Here is a 21853-nt window from a genome sequence, read left to right on the forward strand (position 1 = left end):
ATTCGACAACCTGAACTAAGGTTGAGGTCAATGGACCCGAACCGCGCCCTCCGCAGCCACGACCTGACCTCCGGCGACGTCGCCCACCGCTCCGGCGTGGCCGTCTCCGCCCTCCACTACTACGAGCGGGAAGGCCTGATCACCAGCATCCGCACCGCCGGCAACCAGCGCCGCTACCACCGCGACGTGCTGCGCCGGGTCGCGTTCATCCGGGTCTCCCAGGGCGTCGGGGTGTCCCTCGCCGAGATCCGCGACGCGCTCGCCACCCTCCCCGAGGGCCGCACGCCCACCAAGGCCGACTGGGCCCGGCTGTCCCGGACCTGGCGCGGCGCCCTCGACGACCGGATCAGCCGGCTCGAGCGGCTGCGCGACACCCTCGACGACTGCATCGGCTGCGGCTGCCTGTCGCTCAAGTCGTGCTCGCTGGCCAACCCGGGCGACGTGCTGAAGGAGTACGGCGACGGGCCGGTGCGGCTGGTCGGGCGCTCCCGGTAGTCAGCCCAGGTCGGTCGCCAGCAGGTCGTCGACCGTCTCCCGGCGGACGACGACGCGGGCCTGCCCGTCCTTGACCGCGACCACCGGCGGGCGGAGGGCGTGGTTGTAGTTGGAGGCCATCGACCGGCCGTAGGCGCCGGTGCCGGGGACCGCCACCAGGTCGCCCGGTGCGACGTCGCCGGGCAGGAACTCGTCCTTGACCACGATGTCGCCCGACTCGCAGTGCTTGCCGACGACCCGGGCCAGCACCGGCGCCGCGTCGGACGCACGGGAGGCGAGGGTGCAGGAGTAGTCGGCGTCGTAGAGGGCGGTGCGGATGTTGTCGCTCATCCCGCCGTCGACGGAGACGTAGGTGCGGGTGGCGCCACCGTCGAGCTGGACCCGCTTGACCGTGCCGACGGTGTAGACGGTGCACATCGCCGGGCCGACGATGGCACGCCCGGGCTCGATCGACAGGTGCGGGACGGCGATGCCGAGCGCGGCGCACTCCCCCGTCACGATCCTGGTGATCTGCTCGGCCAGCACCGCCGGCTCCGCCGGGTCGTCCTGGGTGGTGTAGGCGATGCCGAAGCCGCCGCCGAGGTCGAGCTCGGGCAGCTCCTGGCCGAGCTCGACGGCGATCCGGGCGTGCAGCGCGAGCACGCGGCGCGCGGCGACCTCCCAGCCGGAGGTGTCGAAGATCTGCGAGCCGATGTGGCTGTGCAGGCCGCGCAGCTCCAGCCCCTCGGCGGCGACGACGCGCGACGCGGCCTCGAAGGCGTCGCCGGAGGAGATCGAGAAGCCGAACTTCTGGTCCTCGTGGGCGGTCGCGATGAACTCGTGGGTGTGCGCCTCGACACCCGCGGTGACCCGCACCATCACGCCCTGGCGGACGCCGAGCTGGCGGGCCACGTCGGCGACCCGCTCGATCTCGTGGAAGGAGTCGACGATGATCCGGCCCACGCCGGCGTCGACCGCGCGGCGCAGCTCCATCGCGGTCTTGTTGTTGCCGTGGTAGCCGATCCGGGCCGGGTCGGTACCGGCCCGCAGCGCGACGGTCAGCTCACCGTCGCTGCACACGTCGAGGCGCAGCCCCTCCTCCGCCACCCAGCGGGCGACGGTGGTGCACAGGAACGCCTTGCCGGCGTAGTAGATGTCGTAGCCCGCGAAGCCGTCGCGGAAGGCGCGGGCCCGCGCACGGAAGTCGTCCTCGTCGAGGACGTACGCCGGGGTGTTGACGTCGGCGACCAGGTCGGGGACCGGCAGGCCCCCGACCGACAGCACGCCGTCGTCCTTGCGTGCGGTCGCCGACCACAGCACGGGGACGAGGGCGTTGACGTCGGCCGGCTCGCGCAGCCAGACGGGCGAGGTGCCGGCGTAGTCGCCGGGCGGGACGCGTCCCATCACATCCGCTCGGGCGCGGAGACGCCGAGCAGGTCGAGACCGTTGGCGAGCACGGTCCGGGTGGCCACGACGAGCACCAGGCGCGCGAGATTGGCCGGACCGACCGGCTCGTCGCCCTGGGGCAGCATCCGGCACTCCTTGGTGTCGTACCACTTGTTGAAGACCGAGGCGGTGTCCTCCAGGTAGCGCGCGACCCGGTGCGGCTCGCGCAGCTCGGCGGCACTGGCCACGACGCGGGGGTACTCCGCCAGCGCCCGCAGCAGCTGGCCGTCGCGTTCGTGGGACAGCAGGCTCGGGTCGAACGCGTCGCCGGGCAGGGTCATGCCGAGGTCGGTGGCATTGCGAATCATCGCGCTGGTGCGGGCGTGGGCGTACTGCACGTAGTAGACCGGGTTGTCGTTGGACGCCTTGGTGATCTCGGCGACGTCGAGGGTCAGCGGCGAGTCGGCCGGGTAGCGCGCCAGGGAGTAGCGCAGCGCGTCGACGCCGATCTCCTGGGCCAGCTCGTCGAGGGTGACGATGTTGCCGGCGCGCTTGGAGAGCTTGAGCTCCTCGCCGTCCTTGAGGATCTTGACCAGCTGGCCGATCAGCACGTCGAGGGTCTGGTCCGGGTCGTCGCCGACGCAGGCCGCCATCGCACGCAGCCGGCCGACGTACCCGTGGTGGTCGGCGCCGAGCAGGTAGATGCAGTGGTCGAACCCACGTGCGCGCTTGTTGAGGTAGTACGCGGTGTCGGACGCGAAGTAGGTGAGCTCGCCGTCGGACTTGATGAGCACCCGGTCCTTGTCGTCGCCGAAGTCGGTCGTGCGCATCCACAGCGCGCCGTCCTGCTCGAAGACGTGACCGAGCTCCTTGAGCCGCGCCAGCGTCTCGGGCACCGAGCCCGACTCGTGGAGCGAGAGCTCGGAGAACCAGACGTCGAAGTGGGTGTTGAAGCCGTCGAGCTGGTCCTGCTGCTCCTTGAGCTGGATCTCGTAGCCCTTCGCGCGCACGGCGGCCCGCCGCTCCTCGCCCTCGAGCTGGAAGATCCCGGGGCTGGCCGCCTCGACGGCCTGGGCGAGATCGGTGATGTAGGCGCCGGCGTACCCGTCGGCGGGCTTGTCGTCGCCGAGAGCGGCCGCGATGATCGAGTCGGCGAAGTGGTTCATCTGCACGCCGCGGTCGTTGATGTAGAACTCGCGGGTCACGTCGGCGCCCGCCGCCGCGAGCACCCGCCCGATCGCGTCGCCGAGCACCGCCCACCGGGTGTGGCCGAGGTGCAGCGGACCGGTCGGGTTGGCGGAGATGAACTCGACGTTGATCTTCTGCCCGCCGAGGGTGTCGGTGCGTCCGTACGCCGGCCCGGCGGCCACCACGTCGGCCGCCACCTGGCCCTGGGCACCCGCCTCGACGGTGATGTTGAGGAAGCCCGGACCCGCCAGCTCGACGCCGGCGATGCCGTCGGCCTCCTCGAGCCGAGCCGCCAACAGCTCGCCGAGCGCCCGCGGGTTCGTACCCGCCTTCTTGGCGAGCTGCAGCGCGACGTTGGTGGCGTAGTCGCCGTGCCCCTTCTGCCGCGGTCGCTCCACCGTCACCTCGCTCGGGACGCCGTCGGGCAGGGCGAGATCGCCCCGGTCGACGAGCGTCGAGAGTGCGTCGACGATCGTGGTGGAGAGCTGCGCTGGAGTCACCGGCAAAGCGTATCGAGGGGCACCGGTTTCCTTTGCACGGATATCGACCGGTAGGGTTCCTCATCGCGCCACCGACCTCACCGTCGCGGCGCATGCCTCCGTAGCTCAGGGGATAGAGCACTGGTTTCCGGTACCAGGTGTCGCAGGTTCGAATCCTGCCGGAGGCGCCACGAGAACCGCAGGCCCACGGCCTGCGGTTCTTCTCGTCTCGGGCGCTCTACGATCCCGATGTGCCGACCGACCCGACCTCCCGCGTCACCATCCACACCGACGGCGCCTGCCTCGGGAACCCGGGACCCGGCGGCTGGGGTGCGGTGCTGAGGTACGGGCGGTACGAGAAGGAGCTCTACGGCGGCGAGCCGGCCACGACCAACAACCGGATGGAGCTGATGGCGGCCATCCAGGCCCTCGAGCTGCTCAACCGCCCCTCGGCGGTCGACCTCCACACCGACAGCAGCTACGTCCGCAACGGGATCCTGTCCTGGGTGGCGAAGTGGAAGGCCAACGGCTGGCGCACGGCCGCCAAGGCGCCGGTCAAGAACGACGACCTGTGGCGCCGGCTCGACGCCGCCGCGGCCGGCCACGACGTGGCCTGGCACTGGGTCAAGGGGCACGCCGGCGACCCCGGCAACGAGCGGGCGGACGCCCTCGCCGGACGGGGTGCGCGCGAGGCGCGCGACGGCGTACTGACGGCCTGACGAGAACACGTTCCACACGCTCGGGACACCCGCTCGATGTCTGATGCGCAACACCTGGCGGCAAAGGGTGCCCACGGGGCGGTATTTGCTTCCCCTTGGGACTAGCCTTGGCGGTCGACAGCCACCCGCTATCGGCGGCGGGTAGGTCCAGCTCATCGGAAGAGGCGAAGCACGTCGTGACGCAGTCGTCAGACCAGTCCACCGGATCTCCCGTTCCTGAGGACTTCGGAGCCAACGAGTGGCTCGTGGAGGAGATGAAGGAACGGTTCGAGGCCGACCCGAGCAGCGTCGATCCCGCGTGGGCGACGTTCTTCAGGAACGGCAGCGGCAACGGCACGGCGACCAAGGTCGCTCCGGCCGCCGCGCCCGCCACGACGACGGCTCCCGCGCCCGCCGCCCCGGCCGCTGCCGCCACCACCCCGGCCACCCCGAAGGCCACCCCCGCACCCCAGGTGAGCCCCGCCTCCTCGACGACGCCGACGCCGCCGAAGGCCGACTCCCCCGCCCCGACCCCCAAGGACGCCCCGCGCCCGGCGCCGGTGACGGCCAGCGACGAGCCGACCCTGACGGTGCTGCGCGGCATCCCGGCCGCGACCGCCAAGAACATGGACATCTCGCTGTCGGTTCCGACGGCGACCTCGGTGCGCAACATCCCGGTCAAGCTGCTGTGGGACAACCGCATCGTCATCAACAGCCACCTCAAGCGCGCCCGCGGCGGCAAGGTCTCCTTCACCCACCTCATCGGCTACGCCATCGTCAAGGCGATCAAGGCGCTGCCGGCGATGAACAACACCTACGCCGAGATCGACGGCAAGCCGACCATGGTGACGCCGGCCCACATCAACCTGGGCCTGGCGATCGACCAGCAGAAGAAGGACGGCACCCGCCAGCTGGTCGCCCCCAGCATCAAGGCGTGCGAGTCGATGGACTTCGCGCAGTTCTGGACGGCGTACGAGGACATCGTGCGCAAGGCCAAGGACAACAAGCTGACCATGGAGGACTACTCCGGCACGACCGTCAGCCTCACCAACGTCGGCGGCCTCGGCACCAACAACTCGGTGCCGCGCCTCATGCAGGGCCAGGCCGCGATCATCGGCGTCGGCTCGATGGACTACCCGCCGGAGTTCCAGGGCGCGTCCGAGGACACGATCGCGCGCAACGCGATCTCCCGGATCATGACGATGACCTCGACCTACGACCACCGCGTGATCCAGGGCGCGCAGTCGGGCGAGTTCCTCGGCCAGGTGCACAAGTACCTGCTCGGCCAGGACGGCTTCTACGACGAGATCTTCCGCGCGCTGCGCATCCCCTACGAGCCGATCCGCTGGAACGCCGACATCGCGACGTCCCACGACGACCAGATCGACAAGCAGGCCAGGATCCTCGAGCTGATCCACGCCTACCGCGTGCGCGGCCACCTGATGGCCGACACCGACCCGCTGGAGTACAAGCAGCGCAGCCACCCCGACCTGCGCATCGAGTCGCACGGACTGACCCTGTGGGACCTCGAGCGCGAGTTCCCCACCGGCTCGTTCGGCGGGCGCGACCGGCGGTTCATGAAGCTGCGCGACATCCTCGGCATCCTGCGCGACTCCTACTGCCGCACCACCGGCATCGAGTACATGCACATCATGGACCCCGAGCAGCGCGCGTGGATCCAGGAGCGCGTCGAGCAGCCCCACAGCAAGCCGCCCCGCGAGGAGCAGCTGCGGATCCTGCTGAAGCTCAACCAGGCCGAGGCCTTCGAGACCTTCCTGCAGACCAAGTTCGTCGGTCAGAAGAGGTTCTCCCTCGAGGGCGGCGAGACCACGGTCCCCGTCGTCGACGAGATCGCCGAGGCGGCCGCGCAGGCCGGCCTGGTCGAGGTCGCGATCGGCATGGCCCACCGCGGCCGGCTCAACATGCTGGCCAACATCGTCGGCAAGTCCTACAACCAGATCTTCCGCGAGTTCGAGGGCAACATCGACCCGCGCACGGTCCAGGGCTCCGGCGACGTGAAGTACCACCTCGGCGCCGAGGGCACCTTCGTGGCCGGCACCGGCGAGACCATCGCCGTGTCGATCGCCGCGAACCCCTCACACCTCGAGACGGTGGACCCGGTCCTCGAGGGCATCGCCCGCGCCAAGCAGGACGTGCTCGACCGTGGCGCCGAGTTCCCGGTGCTGCCGATGCTCATCCACGGCGACGCGGCCTTCGCGGGCCAGGGTGTCGTGGCCGAGACGCTCAACCTCTCGCAGCTGCGCGGCTACCGCACCGGCGGCACGATCCACGTGGTCATCAACAACCAGGTCGGGTTCACCACCTCGCCCGGCTCGTCGCGCTCGACGCTCTACTGCACCGACGTGGCCCGGATGGTGCAGGCGCCGATCTTCCACGTCAACGGCGACGACCCCGAGGCGTGCATCCGCGTCGCGCGGCTCGCGTTCGAGTACCGCCAGGCGTTCAACAGCGACGTCGTCATCGACCTGGTCTGCTACCGCCGCCGCGGTCACAACGAGGGCGACGACCCGTCGTACACCCAGCCGCTGATGTACGACCTCATCGAGCAGAAGCGCTCGGTCCGCAAGCTCTACACGGAGTCCCTGATCGGTCGTGGCGACATCACGATCGAGGAGGCCGAACAGGTGCTGCGCGACTACCAGCAGCAGCTGGAGCGGGTGTTCACCGAGGTCCGCGAGGCGTCGGAGGCCCCCAAGGAGTGGACCACCGTCCCGGACTACCCGGACAAGTCGGTCGGCGAGACCCAGACCGCCGTCACGCCGGAGGTCCTCAAGCGGATCGCCGACGCCTACGTCACCCCGCCCGACGGGTTCACCGTCCACCCGAAGGTGATGCCCCAGCTCCAGCGCCGCGCCGCCGCGATCGCCGACGGCCCGATCGACTGGGGCACCGGCGAGATCCTCGCGTTCGGCTCGCTGCTCATGGACGGCCGGCCGGTGCGCCTGGCCGGCCAGGACTCGCGCCGCGGCACCTTCGTGCAGCGCTTCGCGACGATCATCGACCGGGTCAACGCCGACGAGTGGACGCCGCTGGCCAACCTGACCGAGGAGCAGGCGAAGTTCTTCGTCTACGACAGCCTGCTCTCGGAGTACGCCGCGCTCGGCTTCGAGTACGGCTACTCGGTGGCCCGCCCCGACGCCCTGGTGCTCTGGGAGGCGCAGTTCGGCGACTTCGTCAACGGCGCCCAGTCGGTCATCGACGAGTACATCTCGGCCGGCAAGACCAAGTGGGGCCAGGACTCCGGCGTCGTGCTGCTGCTGCCGCACGGCTACGAGGGCCAGGGCGCCGACCACTCCTCGGCCCGCATCGAGCGCTTCCTCGCGCTGTGCGCCGAGGACTCGATGGTCGTGGCCCAGCCGTCGACGCCGGCGTCGTACTTCCACCTGCTGCGCCGCCACTCCCTCGGCGGGGAGCACAAGCCGCTCATCGTGTTCACGCCGAAGTCGATGCTCAAGCGCAAGGAGGCCGCCTCGCAGCCGGCCGACTTCACCTCCGGCGAGTTCCGCCCCGTGATCGGCGACGCGACGGCCGACCCGGCGAAGGTGAAGACCGTGCTGCTCGTCTCGGGCCGGCTCACCTGGGACCTGATGGTCGAGCGGCAGAAGTCCGAGCGCGACGACGTGGCGATCCTGCGCGTCGAGCAGCTCTACCCCTGGCCGACCGAGGCCGTGCAGGCCGAGCTCGCGAAGTACCCGAACGCCACCGTGAAGTGGGTCCAGGACGAGCCCTACAACCAGGGCCCGTGGCCGTCGTTCTACCTGAACGTCGTCCCGCACCTCGGCCGGCCCATCCAGCCCGTCACCCGGGCCGCGTCCTCCACCACGGCCGTCGGCACGGCCAAGCGCCACCAGGAGGAGGCCAAGGTCCTCATCGGCGAGGCCTTCGCCTGATGTACTTCACCGACCGCGGGATCGAGGAGCTCGAGCGGCGCCGGGGCGACGAGGAGGTCACCCTGGCCTGGCTCGGCGAGCGGCTCCAGGAGTTCGTCGACACCCACCCGGAGTTCGAGACGGCCGTCGAGCGGTTCGCCACCTGGCTGGCCCGCCTCGACGACCCCGAGGACTGACGCCGACCCGGCACGAAGTTGCGTGAGAATCGCGCCGACCCGGCAGAAAGTTCTGCCGGGTCGGCGGCTTTTTCAGGCAAGTTTCTGCCGGGTCAGCGCAATTCCTGAGCCAGTTTCTGCCGGGTCGGCGCGACCGACGGCACCGACTCGGAAAGGCCGACCCGGCGGTGCAGGGCCCGCAGCGGCCCCGGCGCCCACCAGGAGCGCTCGCCCAGGAGCCGGACGCTCGCCGGGAGGAGTACGCCGCGGACCAGGGTGGCGTCGATCAGGATGGCCAGCCCGGTGCCGAGGCCGAAGAACTGGATGAAGCTGACCGAGCTCACCAAGAAGGCGAAGAAGCTGATCGCGATCAGCGCCGCCGCCGTGCTGACGATCCGGCCGGTGTGGGCCAGGCCGTGGATCATCGCCTCGTCGTTGGCCAGCCCCCGGTCGCGCATCTCCTTGATCCGGCTCATCACGAACACCTCGTAGTCCATCGACAGCCCGAAGGCGACGCAGAACAGCAGCACCATCATCGAGCTGTCCATCGGCTGCGGCGTGAAGCCGAGCACCCCGGACAGGTGGCCGTCCTGGAACACCCACACCATCGCACCGAGGGTGGCGCCCAGCCCAACCGCGTTGAGGACCAGCGCCCGCAGCGGCTGGACCACGCTGCCGGTGAACAGGAACAGGATCACGAGCGTCGTCAGCACCAGCCAGCCCGCCACCAGCGGCAGCCGGTCGCCGATCCCCGTCATCTGGTCGTGCAGCTCGGCGCTCGCACCACCGACCAGCGCCTCGGCGCCGCCCGGCGCCGGCACCGCCCGTACCTCGTCGACCAGGGCCCGCGCGGCCGCGGACATCGGGTCGAGGTCGGTGACCACCGCGACCAGGTCGGCGTCCCGGCCGGCCTGGACGTCCACCCGGACCACGTCGGGCAGCTGGCCCAACGTCGCGGCGTACGACGTCAGCTCGGCCTCCGGAACACTCGTGGTCGTGACCACCTGGATCGGGTGGGTGCCGTCGCCGGCGAAGGACGAGCGCAGTACGTCACCGGCCTGTCGGCTGGTCGCACTGGTGGGCAGTACGCGGTCGTCCGGCGTACCGAGCTCGATGCCGGCGAGGGGGATCGCCACGACCAGCAGGCCGGCGAGCACGGGCAGCGCGCTGAGCAGCGGCCGCCGCGCCACGAACCGGGCCAGGCGGGCCCAGGCCGGTGCCTCCTCGCCACGGATGCCACGCACCCGCGGCACCCGCCAGGCGTCGATCCGGTCGCCGAGCAGGCTGATGCCCGCCGGGAGGACGACGATCGCGGCGAAGGCGGTGATCAGCATGACGCCGATGCCGGCGTAGGCGAACGAGCGCAGGAAGTACATCGGGAAGACCAGCAGTGCGGCCAGCGCCACCGCGACCGTGGTCGCGCTGAAGGCGATGGTGCGGCCCGCGGTCTCCACCGCTCGGCGTACGGCGTCCGGGTGGGCGCGTCCCGCAGCCCGCTCCTCGCGCACCCGGGCCACCATCAGCAGCCCGTAGTCGACGGCGAGGCCGAGCCCGAGGCCGGTGGTGAGGTTGACGGCGTAGATCGAGACGTCGGTGACGGAGCCGAGGATCGACAGCTCGGCGAAGGTGCCGAAGATCGCGGCGACGCCGACCGCGAGGGTGACCAGCGCACCGACGACATTGCCGAACGCGAGCACGAGCAGCACCAGGATGAGCGGGATCGCGATGCTCTCGGCCAACCCGAGGTCCTGGCCGATCCGGGCGCCGACCTCCTCGCCGACCACCTCGCCGCCGCCGACGTCGACGCTCAGCGGCCCGTCGGCCCCGGCGTACGCGTCGATCACGGCGCCCGGGTCCGCCTCCGTGCCGGGCGCGAGCGAGGCCGTGACCAGGGCGTAGCGACCGTCGGTCGAGCGCATCGGACCGGCCCGGGTGTCGAAGTACGACGCCACGTCGGCCAGCGCCGGGTCCGCACGGAGCCGCTCGGTCAGCGCGGCTCCCGCGCGGGCCGCGGCAGGGGCGTCGATGTCGCCGCCGACGGCCTCGACGACGAACACGTAGTCGGCTCCCCCGGCGAACCGCTCCTCGAGCAGGCTCGCGGCGCGACTGCTCTCCGAGTCGGGGTCGTCGAAGCCGGCCGTCTGCAGCTTGCCGAAGGCGCCGACGCCGACGACCGCCGCGAGCACCACCCCCAGCAGACCGAGGCCGAGCACCGTGCGCGCCCGCCTCGTCACCACTCCACCTATCCAGCTGAACATCGCGCTCCTCCAATGTGTGCGCCCGTAAACTTTGTGGGTGTTAACTTGGCATGGATGTGTACGGGTGTCAACATGTTGCCCGTGACGACCTCGAAGCGGAGCTACCACCACGGCGACCTGCGCAATGCGCTGATCCGGGCGGCGGCCGAGCTGGCCGCGACCGGCGGCCCGGACGCGGTCACCATCCGCGGCGCGGCACGCGAGGTGGGCGTCACCCCGACCGCGGCGTACCGGCACTTCGAGAACCAGGCCGACCTCCTCGAGGCCGCTCGTGCCCTGGCCATGGACGGCATGGTCGCCGCGATGGCCGACTATCTCGCCGAGGTGCCGACCCAGGGCGACCCCGTCACCCTGGCCGTGGAGCGGCTGCGCTCGACCGGGCGCGGCTACGTCAGGTTCGCGATCGAGGAGCCGGGGGTGTTCCGCACCTGCTTCACCGGCGGCCTGCGCGACCCCGGCAGCGACGGGATGGGCGAGCCGGCGCCGTACGTCCTGCTCGGGGAGATGCTCGACCAGCTCGTCGCGGTCGGCTACCTCGCCCCGGAGGACCGGCCCGGCGCGGAGGCCGGTCCGTGGGCCGCGGTCCACGGCCTGGCGATGCTGCTCACCGACGGGCCACTGTCCGACCTGGGCCCGGCGGAGCGGGAGACCGCGCTCGAGCGCACCCTCGACCTGGTCAGCCGCGGACTGGCGACCGGCCCGCGCGGGCGCGCCACCCACTAGTGTCACCCGCGTGAGCGAGGAGCTGATCGACTACGCGGCCTGGGGCGAGCGGTTCTTCGCCACCGCCGTGACCGCCGAGCGGGTGCTCGCCGGCGTCAACGTGCTGGCCGGGCGCCCGATCGACGTCGGGCCCCTCGGCGTCGGACCGGGCCGGATCGCCAAGGTCACCGCACGCGGGACCATCGGCACCGCCACCGGCGAGCGGGTCGGGGCCGACCCGGTGTCCTTCCACGTCGACCTGCCGGTGACCTTGAAGTTCAGCATCGACCTCGGCATGGACAAGCAGCACTTCGATGCCGAGATCACCGTGCCGCTCGTCATCACCGCCCACGGCCGAGCCGACCTGGCCATCGCGCTCGACGTGACGCCGCCGCCCGCCACCCAGGTCGTCGTACGACTCAAGGCGCAGGGCCTGCGCGCCTCGCTGACCAGCAAGGCGGCCAACGTCGAGGGCGAGCTGCGCCGGTTCGTGGCGAAGTACGTCGCCAAGGAGCTCGAGAAGCCCTACGTCCGCCAGGCGACGGTCATCGACGTCGCCGGCGCCGTCGAGAAGGCCGCGGCCGGGCTCGGACCCCGCGAGCAGAGCCCGATCGCCGACGAGCTGACCGACGACCTGCCGGCCGCCATGGAGGCCGAGCTCGAGCACACCGCGCAGCTCTTCCTGGAGGACCAGTGACCGCCTATCCCCCGGCACCCTGGCACATGCACGGGTCGCTCTGGCTCTCGGTGTTCCGCCTCGCGCGCGACATCGACGAGCGGCACTCGGCCGGGACGTACGGCGTCGCGCTGGTCTCCTATGAGGAGCCCAGCCCCCTGACCTACCACGAGCTGCTGCTCGCCCGGACGGTGAAGAACCAGGCAGGCAAGGGCGCGGTGACGATCACCGACATCTGGGTCGACTCCCCCGCGTCGCAGGCCGGCGGCCGGGCGCTGTGGGCGATCCCGAAGGAGCTGTGCGACTTCGACCTCGACACCAGCTTCCGCAGCCCGGTCACCTCCACCGACTGGTCCGCCACCGTCGAGCGGCGACCGATCGTGGAGGCGAGCTTCACCGACATCTCCCGCGCCGCGATCCGGATGCCGTTCACCGGACTGGTCGAGCAGCCCGGCATCGCCGAGCACCCGGACACCGCGAACGTCGTGATGAAGGGCAGCGCCAAGGCGCTGCCGTGTCGCGGGCGGTGGACCTTCGCCGCCGACGGGCCGCTCGGGTTCATGCGGGAGGCCCGTCAGCTGGGGTCGTTCCGGATGGCGGGGTTTCGGCTCGCGTTCGACTGAGTGGAACGCGGGAGGTTGCGGTTTGGTCCCAAACCGCAACATTTCGGGTCCGGGGCACGCGGTTTGGTCCCAAACCGCAGGTGGCCAGACCAGTTGTGCACAGGCTGGGGACAACCCGCCTACTCGGCGACGTCGCCCTCCTCCAACGCCGCCACGTCAGCACCCGGCTCGACCTGGGCGCCACCACCGTGCTCGGCGAGCGCGCGCTGGGAGGAGTCCTTGATCTCGAAGATCTCGGTGGCGAAGCCGCCGACGGCCGCGGCCACCTCGCCGACGGCGCGGGTCACGATGCTCGCGACCTCGCCGACGGTCTGGGCCGCGGCCTCGGCGCCCGCCTGGAGCGCGTCCTTGGTGATCTCGGCCTTGCTGAGGTGGTCGCGTCCGTCGCTCATGGCGTCAGTGTCCCCCGCGCGGGCTCAGGCCGCCAACGAGTCCTCGGTCACGGTCCCGGGGCCGCGGACCGGCGCGACCTTCGCGTCACCGCCGGGCAGCGAGTAGCGGCAGATCTTCTTGAAGACGCTCCACAGCTGCTGGTGCAGTCGACCGGTGTTGTAGGGCAGGCCGTAGCGCTCGCAGATCTCCTGGACCTCGACGGCCAGCTCCGGGTAGCGGCGGGCCGGCAGGTCGGGGAACAGGTGGTGCTCGATCTGGTGCGAGAGGTTGCCGCTCATCAGGTGCATGAGCTTGCCGCCCTTGATGTTGGCCGAGCCGAGCATCTGGCGCAGGTACCAGTGGCCGCGGGTCTCGTTCGCGGTCTCCTCCTCGGAGAAGGACGCGACGCCGGCCGGGAAGTGGCCGCAGAAGATGATGTTGAACGCCCACACGTTGCGGACCAGGTTGGCGACCGCGTTGCCGGCGAAGGTCAGCGGGAAGAGCGGGCCGGTGAGCGCGGGGAACAGGACGTAGTCCTTGACCGCCTGGCGCCGGATCTTGCGGATCAGGCCGGGGTACAGCGGCTTGTTGTCGGACAGCTTGCGCTTTCCGGACACGATGTTCTCGACCTCGAGGTCGTGCAGCGCCACGCCCCACTCGAAGAAGGTCATCAGCAAGAACGCGTAGAGCGGGTTGCCGAGGTAGTAGGGGTGCCACTTCTGGTCGGGGTCCATCCGCAGGATGCCGTAGCCCACGTCGCGGTCCTTGCCGACGATGTTCGTGAACGTGTGGTGGATGTAGTTGTGGCTGTACTTCCACTGCTCGCCGGGGCACACGGTGTCCCAGTCGAACATCCGCGAGTTGAACGCCGGGTCGCCCAGGAAGTCGTACTGACCGTGCATCACGTTGTGCCCGATCTCCATGTTGTCGAGGATCTTCGACACGCTCAGGCAGGCGACGGCCGGCAGCCAGCCGACGACGGGCAGGTAGAACAGCGCGCGGCCGGCGATCTCCATCTTGCGCTGGGTGGTGACCACCTTGCGGAGGTACGCCGCGTCCGCCTCGCCGAGGTCGGCGAGGACCCGCTGGCGCAGCGCGTCGAGCTCGGTTCCGAGCTGCTCGATCTGCTCGGCGGTGAGGCCGTGGTACTTCTCGTCGGCCAGGGGGGTGCTCAGGGTCTCGGTGCTCATGGGAGTCTCCTCACAGGTCGATGTGGCAGTCACCGGCGGCGGCGGTGACGCAGATGCGGATCTCCTCGTCCGGCAGGGAGGACTCCTCGCCGGTGAGGACGTTGCGGACGGTGCCGGCGGTCTTGGTGCGGGTGCAGGAGAAGCAGATGCCCATCCGGCAGCCGAACTCCGGCTTCAGCCCCAGCTCCTCGGCCTGCTCCAGCAGGCTGGCGCCGGTGGCGGCGGCGGTCGCTCCCGAGCGGGTGAACGACACCTCGCCCGCGACCTCCTCGCCCGGAGCAGCGGCCCGGGCGACGGCGGGCTTGAAGAACTCCATCCGCAGCCGTGGCGAGAGCTCCCTGCTTGCCGGGTCGGCGTAGGCGTTCTTGACCAGCTCGACGAGGCCCGCGGGGCCGCACAGCCAGGTGTCGGTGTCGCGGAAGTCCGGCACCAGGCGGCGCAGCTCGAACTCGCTGAACAGCTGGTCGCCGTAGCGCAGGTGGACGTCGACGCCGTTGTCGGCCGCGGCGATCGCGGCGAGCTCGTCGGCGAAGATCTGGTCCTCGGGGCTGCGGGCGAAGTGCAGGAAGGTCACCTTGCGGCCCGCGTGGCCGTCGTACCCGTCGCGGAGCAGGGTGCGGACCATCGACATGGCCGGGGTGATGCCGGAGCCACCGGTGATGAACAGCAGCCGGCTGATCGTCGGCGTCGCCGGGCTCTCGACGAGGGTGAACTCGCCCTGCGCCTGGCTGAGGTGGAGCAAGGTGCCGGGCTGCGCCTCACGGACGAGGTACGACGACACCTGGCCCTCGACGTGCGCTCGGATCGTGAGCGTGAACCGCTCCCCCGGCGCCGACGCGGCCGAGGAGATGGAGAAAGCGCGGGTGTGCCGCTTGGCCGAGCCGGGGAGCTCGACGCCGACGAGAACGTGCTGGCCGGCGCGGTGGCCGCGCCAGGTGCTGGTGGGCTGCAGGGTCAGCGTGGCGACCGGGGCGGAGTCGGTCCCGCTGGTCTCGCGGTGGACCGAGACGACGCGGGCGCGCACCTCGTGCGCCGCCCACATCGGGTTGAGCCGCTCGAGATACCGGTCGACGCCGTGCGGGGTGGTCAGTGCCGCGGCAAGCCGCGAGCGCAGCAGCCGGCCGACCAGCGGACCCGCGCCGCCGGAGACCGGCGGAGAGATGAGCGCGGACATCGCGCCTCCTTCATTGGCGGAAGTTTGGGTGTACATCCGTACTCCGAAACTCTCTCCCGTCGGCCCAGCATTGGTCAACGACCCGACCACGTGACAGTGCACACATGTACACTCACGTAGGATCGGGCCATGGCCCAGACCCGCGTGGAGCAGAAGGAGCGGACTCGCCGCGCCATCCTCGACGCGGCGCTCGACCTGTCCGAGGACTCCACCCTGGTCGCGATCTCGCTACGGCAGGTCGCCAAGGAGGTCGGCATCGTGCCGACCGCCTTCTACCGCCACTTCCCCTCGATCGAGCACCTCGGCCTGGCGCTGGTCGAGGAGTCCCTCGACACCCTCCGCGCGCTGCTGCGCGAGCTGCGCCACACCGCCGGGGAGGACGCGGCGACGATCATCGACGGCTCGGTCGCGGTGCTCGTCGAGCAGGTCCGCCACGACCACGCCCACTACGGCTTCATCGCCCGCGAGCGGTTCGCCGGGCCGGCCGCCGTCCGTACGGCGATCGCCCGCGGCATCGAGCTCGCCGAACGCGAGCTCGCCACCGACATCGCCCACCTGCCCGGCACCGACACCTGGTCCGAGCGCGACCTCCAGGTCCTCTCCGAGCTCATCGTGGGCTCCATGGTCACCACCGCCGAGCGCCTGCTCGGCACCGAGCCCGGCTCCGCCGCCGAGGAGCGGATCGCCGACGCCGCCCGCACCCAGCTGCGGATGATGCTGGTCGGCGCCCGCAACTGGCATTCGCGTACGACGTGAGGCAACCCCGGCGGGGTGCGCACGCGTCTTCCAGATGGACCGTCCCCCACCTCCAGGAGCACCCCATGACCGTCCCGGCCCGCCGCACCTCCCCCGCCGTCGCCGCCGTCCTCGCCCTCGTCGCGGGCCTGCTCGCCACCTTCCTCGTCGCGACGCCGGCCTCGGCGGCGGCCGGCCGCACCCGGGTCGTCGTCAAGGTCGCCGACTGCGAGGGCTGCCAGGTCTTCGTCCAGCAGGGTCTGCGCGAGCGCTGGTGGGCCAGCAAGACGCGCCCGGTGCGCGACGGCAAGGTCGTCTTCGTGGTGCCGTCGAGCCGGACCCACGGGCTGTCGATCGGGATCACCGGCACCTGGGAGGCGGCCTCGCCGCACCCGTCCGGCTTCCAGGCCATCGTCGCCCTGCGCTACAAGGGCGTCCCGGCCGGCAGCGGCATCGACCAGGCCACCGCCGCGACCAAGCACCGCGCCTCGGCCTGCTTCCCCGGCACGAACGCCCACCGCGTCGTCTTTCACGTCACCGCCCGCAAGGTCACCATCGCCGGCAACGGCGGCCCGGCCGACACCACGATGGCGTGGGCCGACCCGCAGGTCCGCACGATGCGGGGCACCCTGATGGAGGTCTTCGACGGCGTGGCCGGCGCACAGGACATCGTCCCCTGCTGGTGACCGCAATCGGATGAGCGTCACGCTCGTCACGTTCGATGGACGCCCGGTCCACCCGGCAGTCACCATGTCGCGGTGCCGACCGCGACCGACCTCCTGAGCACCGCCGCCCGCAACGCCTGGGCGATCTCCCCCCTCGGCGACGGCGTCGAGCAGTACGACGGCCTCCCGGCCACCGTGCTCTGCGACGCCCCGCACCGGCGGCTGGTGCGCTACGACCGGACCACCACCGCCCGGGCGGCCCGCCCGGTGCTGCTCGTCCCGCCGCTGGCCGTCTCCGCGCGCTGCTTCGACCTGCGCCCGGGCCAGAGCCTCGCCGCCCACCTGCTGGAGGCCGGGCGGGCGACGTACCTCGTCGACTACGGGCGGATCACCTTCGCCGACCGCGGCATGGGCTTCGAGGCCTGGGTCGACGACATCCTCCCGACCGCGATCCGCGCCGTGCTGGCCGACCACGCCGCCGGTGGGGACCACGCCGACGGCGTCGACCTGGTCGGCTGGTCGCTCGGCGGCACGTTGAGCCTGCTCACCGCGGCCGCCCACCCCGACCTGCCGATCACGTCGCTGACCGCCTTCGGCACGCCCATCGACTACGCGCAGGTCCCGGCCGTCCAGCCGCTGGTCGTCGCCGACCGCCTGCTCGGCAGCCGCGCCGTCACCGCGCCCACCGCCGCCCTCGGCGGCGTACCCCGGCACCTGGTGCGCGCCAGCTACCGGGCGATGGCGCCCAAGCGCGAGCTCACCAAGGCCGTACACCTGGCGAGGAACATCCTCGACACCGAGGCCCTGGCCCGCACCAGCGCCATCGACGACTTCATCGGCGAGATGCCGGGCTACCCGGGCCGGGCGTACCACCAGATCCACACTCGGCTGATGGTGCGCAACGAGCTGGCCACCGGCACCGTGCGGCTCAGCCGCAAGCGCGAGATCCGGCTCGGCGAGGTCCGCACGCCCGTGCTGTTCGTCGGCAGCCGGACCGACAACATCGCCGACGGGCCGGCCGTGCGGGCCGGGGTGGACGTCGTACCCGGCGCCCGGTACGCCGCGGCCGACGGCCTCAGCCACCTCGGCCTGGTCGCCGGCCCGAAGGCCGCCGAGGTCAGCTGGCCGCTGCTCGACGCGTTCCTCGATGAGGTCGCTCCAGCCTCATCGGCCACACTTGACGCGTAGTTCTGTCACTTGTCGGGCGTTGCAACGCCCGACAAGTGCAGGAATCGCCGGTCGACCGGCGATTCCTGCACCCCACGCCGAGCGGTCAGTGCCCGCCGTGAGCACCCGCCGGGGTGTCGGCCTTGGCCGGCAGCAGCAGCGACATCGCGATCACCACGACACCGATCACCGCACCCGCGAAGAACGCCCACTGCAGGCCGCCCATGAACGCGTCGGCCGGTGAGCTCCCGGACTCGGCGAGGCTCTCGCTGCGGTTGGTCATGATCACGACCAGCAGCGCGGTGCCGATGGCGCCGGCGACCTGCTGGAGCGTGCCGAGCAGCGAGCTGCCGTGGGAGTACAGCTGCGGCGCAAGGTCGCCCAGGCCGATGGTGAAGACCGGCGTGAAGATGGTGGCCAGGCTCGCCATCAGCGCGACGTGGAGCGCGACCAGCAGGACGTAGGGCGTGTCGACGCCGATCCGGCTCAGCGCGAACAGCAGCGCCACCATCGCGACCGAGCCCGGGATCACCAGCGGGCGGGCGCCGATCCGGTCGAACACCTTGCCGACCTGCGGGCCGAGCAGGCCCATTGCCAGGCCACCGGGCATGACCAGCAGGCCGGTCTGCAGCTCGCTGAGCCCGCGCAGGTTCTGGAAGTAGAGCGGCAGCAGGAGCATCGAGCCGAGGAAGGCCATGAAGCCGGCCGACATCAGGATCAGCGAGACCGTGAAGTTGCGGACCTTGAGCGTGCGCAGGTCCATCAGCGGCCGGTCCGAGCGCTGCAGGTGGAGCTGGTAGAGCGCGAAGGCCGCGATCAGCACGACGCCGCCGGCGATGAGCAGCGCGGGCTCGGGCCAGTCGGCGTTGCCGACCTTGCTCAGCCCGAAGACGAAGGTGCTGAAGCCGCCGGCCGCGAGCACCACGCTGAGCCAGCTGATCGGGCTGCGGTTGGTCTCGCCGACGTTCTCGAGCTGGCGCAGGCCGACGTAGCCGACCAGGACGGCGATGGGGAGCACCACCGCGAAGATCAGCCGCCACGAGCCGAAGTGCAGCAGGATGCCGGACACCGCCGGGCCCAGCGCCGGGGCGCAGGACATGGCGAGCGTGACCTGACCCATCACCCGGCCCCGGTCCTCGGCGGCGACCACCGTCATCAGGGTCGTCATCAGCAGCGGCATCATCACGGCGGTGCCGCCCGCCTGGACCACCCGGCCGACGAGCAGCACGCCGAAGGTCGGGGCCACCGCCGCGACCAGGGTGCCGACGCTGAAGGTGATCATCGCGGTGGCGTACGCCGTGCGCGTGGTCACCCGCTGGAGGAACCAGCCGGTCACCGGGATGACCGCGGCCATGGTCAGCATGAACACGGTCAGGGACCACTGGGCGGTGGTCTCGGTGATGCGGAAGTCCTCCATCAGCCGAGGGACCGCGTTGACCAGGGTGGTCTCGTTGAGGATCACGACGAAGGTCGCCGCGACCAGCAGCTTGATGACGAGCGGAGTCCGTCCCGGGGTCGCCGGGGCGCTCGTGAACTCCTGCTCGAACGCGGCGATGTCGCCGGTCTCAGCGGGTCCGGAGGGCGCAGTCATGACAGGTCCTATCGGTTGGGTGGCAGGGGCTGGCGGTGGCCGACCCTGGGACGCCGGGTGGCTCGGGCTGGCCGTCGCTTCATTCGTACGACGAACCAGCCGTCCCCGATTCGACACGGCGGACCGAGGAAGTTCATCGGCCCGCCCCATCGGGCGCTGACAGGAGTCAATCGTCCAGCACCGACAGTCATTCCCGCCAATGGTTAAAAGGGGTCACCAACCCGAGCCCCGCCATGGCGCCCGCCTCAGCCTGCAGCCCGCCTCAGCGCGTGAAGACGATCTTCCCGAACACGTCGCCGCTGGCCATCGCGGCGAAGCCGTCGCGCGCCTCGGTCATCGGCAGCACCCGGTCGATGACGGGCCGCACGCCGGTGCTGTCGAGCAGGTTGACCAGCGCGGCCAGCTCGCCGCGGGTGCCCATGGTGGAGCCGACGACGCTGAGCTGGAGGAAGAAGATCCGGGTCAGCTCGGCGTCGTCGAGGTTCGGGCCCGAGGTCGTACCGGAGATCACGATCCGGCCGCCCGGACGCAGCGCGCGGATGGAGTGCGACCAGGTCGCGCGACCGACCGTCTCCATCACCGCGTCCACCTTCTCGGGCAGCCGGGCTCCCGACTCGAACACCTCGTGGGCGCCCAGCTCGAGCGCCTTGGCCCGCTTCGCCTCGTCGCGCGAGGTCGCGAGCACCCGCAGCCCACCGGCCCGGCCGAGCGCGATCAGCGCGGTCGCGACGCCACCGCCGGCGCCCTGCACCAGCACCGTGTCGCCGGCCTTGAGCCCGCCCTGCGTGAACAGCATCCGGTACGCCGTCAGCCACGCCGTCGGCAGGCAGGCGGCCTCCTCGAAGGACAGCGAGGCGGGCTTCGGCACCACATTGCGCCGCGGCACGATCACCTGGTCGGCCAGGGTCCCCTGGTGGCGCTCGGAGAGCAGTGAGCGGCGCGGATCGAAGGTCTCGTCGCCGGTCCAGTCCGGGTCGGAGACGACGGCGTGGACGACGACCTCGTTGCCGTCCTCGTCGTAGCCCGCCGCGTCGCAGCCGAGGATCATCGGCAGCGCCTCGGCCTTGAGTCCCACTCCGCGCAGCGACCACAGGTCGTGGTGGTTGAGCGAGGCGGCCTTCACGGTGACGGTGGTCCAGCCCTCGGGGGCGACCGGGTCGGGGCGCTCGCCCAGCACGAGGCCGGTCAGCGGGTCGTCGGCGGAGCTGGCGAAGGAGTCGGCGTAGACAGCGAACATGGTGCCGACGCTATCGGGGGATCAGACCCGCGCGACACCGTCTCGTCGTGCGGCCTCGGCCACAGCGGCGGCGACCGCCGGCCCGACCCGCGGGTCGAACGGCGACGGGATGACCAGGTCCTCCGCGAGGTCGTCGCCCACGAGCGCGGCGAGCGCGTCGGCCGCGGCGACCTTCATGCCCTCGGTGATCGCGCTGGCGTGCACGTCGAAGGCGCCCCGGAAGATGCCCGGGAAGGCCAGCACGTTGTTGATCTGGTTGGGGAAGTCGGAGCGCCCGGTCGCGACGACCCGCGCGTGGCGGTGCGCGACTTCGGGGTGCACCTCGGGGTTGGGGTTGGCCATCGCGAAGATGATCGCGTCGTCGGCCATGGTGGCGACGACCTCCTCGGGCACCGTGCCGCCGGAGACGCCGATGTAGACGTCGGCGCCATCGAACGCCTCGGCGAGGCTGCCGCGGCGACCGCACTGGTCGGCGGTGAGCTCGGCGAGCGCCTTCTTCGACGGCGTCAGGTCGGTGCGGTCGGAGCTGACCACGCCCTTGCGGTCGGTGACCGCGATGTCCTTGACGCCCGCGGCGAGCAGGATCTTGGCGATCGCCACGCCGGCTGCGCCCGCCCCGGAGATGACCACGCGGGTCGACTCGGCGTTGCGGCCGGTGAGCTTGAGGGCGTTGACCAGGGCGGCCAGCGTGACGACGGCGGTGCCGTGCTGGTCGTCATGGAAGACCGGGATGTCGAGGGCCTCCTTGAGGCGGTCCTCGATCTCGAAGCAGCGCGGCGCCGAGATGTCCTCGAGGTTGATGCCGCCGAAGCTCGGCGCGAGCCGGACGACGGTCTCGATGATCTCCTCGACGTCGGTGGTGGCCAGGCAGATCGGCACGCCGTCGACGCCGCCGAACTGCTTGAACAGCACGGCCTTGCCCTCCATCACCGGCATCGCGGCGGCGGGGCCGATGTCGCCGAGGCCGAGCACGGCGGTGCCGTCGGTGACGATGGCGACGGTGTTGGGGACCCAGGTGTAGTGACGGGTCAGCGACGGGTCGGCCGCGATGGCCTCGCAGACCTCGGCGACGCCGGGGGTGTAGGCCAGCGACAGCTGGTCGCGGGTGCTGACATCGGCCGTGGGTACGGTCGCCATCTTCCCGCCGAGGTGCAGATCGAAGACCGGCTCAC

At 71.3% G+C, this 21853-nt stretch carries 19 protein-coding genes and 1 tRNA gene; 11 read left to right on the forward strand and 9 right to left on the reverse strand.

What is annotated here, in order from left to right:
• Window positions 1-30: 30 nt before the first annotated feature.
• Window positions 31-495, forward strand: coding sequence for a redox-sensitive transcriptional activator SoxR (soxR, locus tag JOD66_RS02355; RefSeq protein ID WP_204835338.1), 465 nt, complete (start codon window positions 31-33; stop codon window positions 493-495).
• On the opposite strand, the gene lysA is transcribed toward soxR, so the two are convergent.
• Both lysA and argS read right to left on the reverse strand, forming a co-directional pair.
• Window positions 496-1878 carry a diaminopimelate decarboxylase gene (gene lysA / locus JOD66_RS02360; RefSeq protein ID WP_204835339.1) on the reverse strand — a complete coding sequence of 461 codons (1383 nt, stop codon included), beginning with the start codon at window positions 1876-1878 and terminating at the stop codon, window positions 496-498.
• Window positions 1878-3548 (reverse strand): arginine--tRNA ligase, encoded by a 1671-nt coding sequence (argS, locus tag JOD66_RS02365; RefSeq protein WP_204835340.1) that lies wholly within the window; start codon window positions 3546-3548, stop codon window positions 1878-1880. Before argS ends, lysA begins: the two co-directional genes overlap by 1 nt.
• Before the next feature lie 94 nt (window positions 3549-3642).
• On the opposite strand from argS, the gene JOD66_RS02370 reads away from it, so the two are divergent.
• From JOD66_RS02370 to JOD66_RS02385, 4 genes are all read left to right on the forward strand, one after another.
• Window positions 3643-3718, forward strand: a tRNA-Arg gene (locus JOD66_RS02370).
• A 60-nt stretch (window positions 3719-3778) separates the two neighbouring features.
• Window positions 3779-4246: a ribonuclease HI gene (gene rnhA, locus JOD66_RS02375; RefSeq protein ID WP_204835341.1), complete on the forward strand. Its 468-nt coding sequence runs from the start codon at window positions 3779-3781 to the stop codon at window positions 4244-4246.
• A gap of 176 nt (window positions 4247-4422) precedes the next feature.
• Window positions 4423-8136, forward strand: a complete 3714-nt coding sequence (locus JOD66_RS02380) for a multifunctional oxoglutarate decarboxylase/oxoglutarate dehydrogenase thiamine pyrophosphate-binding subunit/dihydrolipoyllysine-residue succinyltransferase subunit (protein WP_204835342.1) — start codon at window positions 4423-4425, stop codon at window positions 8134-8136.
• Window positions 8136-8312, forward strand: coding sequence for a DUF6104 family protein (locus tag JOD66_RS02385; protein WP_204835343.1), 177 nt, complete (start codon window positions 8136-8138; stop codon window positions 8310-8312). Before JOD66_RS02380 ends, JOD66_RS02385 begins: the two co-directional genes overlap by 1 nt.
• Window positions 8313-8404: 92 nt before the next feature.
• Here JOD66_RS02385 and JOD66_RS02390 read toward each other — a convergent pair whose 3' ends face one another.
• The gene (locus JOD66_RS02390; protein ID WP_204835344.1) at window positions 8405-10525 is read right to left on the reverse strand and encodes an MMPL family transporter; all 2121 of its coding nucleotides are present in this window, start codon (window positions 10523-10525) and stop codon (window positions 8405-8407) included.
• Between the two features lie 105 nt (window positions 10526-10630).
• Between JOD66_RS02390 and JOD66_RS02395 the strand changes: the two genes are divergently transcribed.
• From JOD66_RS02395 to JOD66_RS02405, 3 genes are read left to right on the forward strand one after another with little or no spacing between them, the layout of a single operon-like run.
• Window positions 10631-11272, forward strand: a complete 642-nt coding sequence (locus JOD66_RS02395; protein ID WP_204835345.1) for a TetR/AcrR family transcriptional regulator — start codon at window positions 10631-10633, stop codon at window positions 11270-11272.
• A 10-nt stretch (window positions 11273-11282) separates the two neighbouring features.
• Window positions 11283-11948 (forward strand): hypothetical protein, encoded by a 666-nt coding sequence (locus JOD66_RS02400; RefSeq protein WP_204835346.1) that lies wholly within the window; start codon window positions 11283-11285, stop codon window positions 11946-11948.
• A 26-nt stretch (window positions 11949-11974) separates the two neighbouring features.
• Window positions 11975-12550, forward strand: a complete 576-nt coding sequence (locus JOD66_RS02405) for an acetoacetate decarboxylase family protein (RefSeq protein ID WP_204835347.1) — start codon at window positions 11975-11977, stop codon at window positions 12548-12550.
• Window positions 12551-12669: 119 nt separating this feature from the next.
• Here JOD66_RS02405 and JOD66_RS02410 read toward each other — a convergent pair whose 3' ends face one another.
• Genes JOD66_RS02410 through JOD66_RS02420 form a run of 3 tightly spaced genes read right to left on the reverse strand, consistent with a single transcriptional unit; the run spans window position 12670 to window position 15286 of the window.
• Complete coding sequence (locus tag JOD66_RS02410) at window positions 12670-12942, reverse strand: hypothetical protein (RefSeq protein WP_204835348.1); 273 nt, start codon at window positions 12940-12942, stop codon at window positions 12670-12672.
• Window positions 12943-12966: 24 nt separating this feature from the next.
• The gene (locus JOD66_RS02415; RefSeq protein ID WP_204835349.1) at window positions 12967-14112 is read right to left on the reverse strand and encodes a fatty acid desaturase family protein; all 1146 of its coding nucleotides are present in this window, start codon (window positions 14110-14112) and stop codon (window positions 12967-12969) included.
• Window positions 14113-14122: 10 nt separating this feature from the next.
• Complete coding sequence (locus JOD66_RS02420) at window positions 14123-15286, reverse strand: flavin reductase family protein (protein ID WP_204835350.1); 1164 nt, start codon at window positions 15284-15286, stop codon at window positions 14123-14125.
• Window positions 15287-15415: 129 nt separating this feature from the next.
• Here JOD66_RS02420 and JOD66_RS02425 point away from each other — a divergent pair, with 129 nt between their 5' ends.
• The 3 genes from JOD66_RS02425 (at window position 15416) to JOD66_RS02435 (ending at window position 17874) form a co-directional block, all read left to right on the forward strand.
• A complete protein-coding gene (locus JOD66_RS02425) occupies window positions 15416-16042 on the forward strand; it encodes a TetR family transcriptional regulator (RefSeq protein WP_204835351.1) in 627 nt (208 codons plus the stop codon).
• 65 nt (window positions 16043-16107) lie between these two features.
• The gene (locus JOD66_RS02430) at window positions 16108-16707 is read left to right on the forward strand and encodes a hypothetical protein (RefSeq protein WP_204835352.1); all 600 of its coding nucleotides are present in this window, start codon (window positions 16108-16110) and stop codon (window positions 16705-16707) included.
• A 72-nt stretch (window positions 16708-16779) separates the two neighbouring features.
• On the forward strand, window positions 16780-17874 hold the full coding sequence (locus JOD66_RS02435; protein ID WP_204835353.1) for a polyhydroxyalkanoate synthase family protein: 1095 nt from the start codon (window positions 16780-16782) through the stop codon (window positions 17872-17874).
• Between the two features lie 85 nt (window positions 17875-17959).
• Here JOD66_RS02435 and JOD66_RS02440 read toward each other — a convergent pair whose 3' ends face one another.
• From JOD66_RS02440 to JOD66_RS02450, 3 genes are all read right to left on the reverse strand, one after another.
• A complete protein-coding gene (locus JOD66_RS02440) occupies window positions 17960-19444 on the reverse strand; it encodes an MDR family MFS transporter (protein ID WP_204835354.1) in 1485 nt (494 codons plus the stop codon).
• 262 nt (window positions 19445-19706) lie between these two features.
• Window positions 19707-20681, reverse strand: a complete 975-nt coding sequence (locus JOD66_RS02445) for a zinc-binding dehydrogenase (RefSeq protein WP_204835355.1) — start codon at window positions 20679-20681, stop codon at window positions 19707-19709.
• Between the two features lie 21 nt (window positions 20682-20702).
• Window positions 20703-21818, reverse strand: a complete 1116-nt coding sequence (locus tag JOD66_RS02450) for an NAD(P)-dependent malic enzyme (protein WP_239545740.1) — start codon at window positions 21816-21818, stop codon at window positions 20703-20705.
• Window positions 21819-21853 lie beyond the last annotated feature (35 nt).

The sequence above is a fragment of the Nocardioides nitrophenolicus genome (assembly GCF_016907515.1).
Classification (GTDB): Bacteria; Actinomycetota; Actinomycetes; order Propionibacteriales; family Nocardioidaceae; genus Nocardioides; species Nocardioides nitrophenolicus.

Excerpts from the sequence above, each read along its gene's own strand:
- soxR (WP_204835338.1), top strand. The coding sequence starts at position 31 with ATGGACCCGAACCGCGCCCTCCGCAGCCACGACCTGACCTCCGGCGAC.
- lysA (WP_204835339.1), bottom strand. The coding sequence starts at position 1,878 with ATGGGACGCGTCCCGCCCGGCGACTACGCCGGCACCTCGCCCGTCTGG.
- JOD66_RS02385 (WP_204835343.1), top strand. The coding sequence starts at position 8,136 with ATGTACTTCACCGACCGCGGGATCGAGGAGCTCGAGCGGCGCCGGGGC.
- JOD66_RS02405 (WP_204835347.1), top strand. The coding sequence starts at position 11,975 with ATGCACGGGTCGCTCTGGCTCTCGGTGTTCCGCCTCGCGCGCGACATC.
- JOD66_RS02410 (WP_204835348.1), bottom strand. The coding sequence starts at position 12,942 with ATGAGCGACGGACGCGACCACCTCAGCAAGGCCGAGATCACCAAGGAC.
- JOD66_RS02415 (WP_204835349.1), bottom strand. The coding sequence starts at position 14,112 with ATGAGCACCGAGACCCTGAGCACCCCCCTGGCCGACGAGAAGTACCAC.
- JOD66_RS02420 (WP_204835350.1), bottom strand. The coding sequence starts at position 15,286 with ATGTCCGCGCTCATCTCTCCGCCGGTCTCCGGCGGCGCGGGTCCGCTG.
- JOD66_RS02425 (WP_204835351.1), top strand. The coding sequence starts at position 15,416 with ATGGCCCAGACCCGCGTGGAGCAGAAGGAGCGGACTCGCCGCGCCATC.
- JOD66_RS02430 (WP_204835352.1), top strand. The coding sequence starts at position 16,108 with ATGACCGTCCCGGCCCGCCGCACCTCCCCCGCCGTCGCCGCCGTCCTC.
- JOD66_RS02440 (WP_204835354.1), bottom strand. The coding sequence starts at position 19,444 with ATGACTGCGCCCTCCGGACCCGCTGAGACCGGCGACATCGCCGCGTTC.
- JOD66_RS02445 (WP_204835355.1), bottom strand. The coding sequence starts at position 20,681 with ATGTTCGCTGTCTACGCCGACTCCTTCGCCAGCTCCGCCGACGACCCG.
- JOD66_RS02450 (WP_239545740.1), bottom strand. The coding sequence starts at position 21,818 with ATGGCGACCGTACCCACGGCCGATGTCAGCACCCGCGACCAGCTGTCG.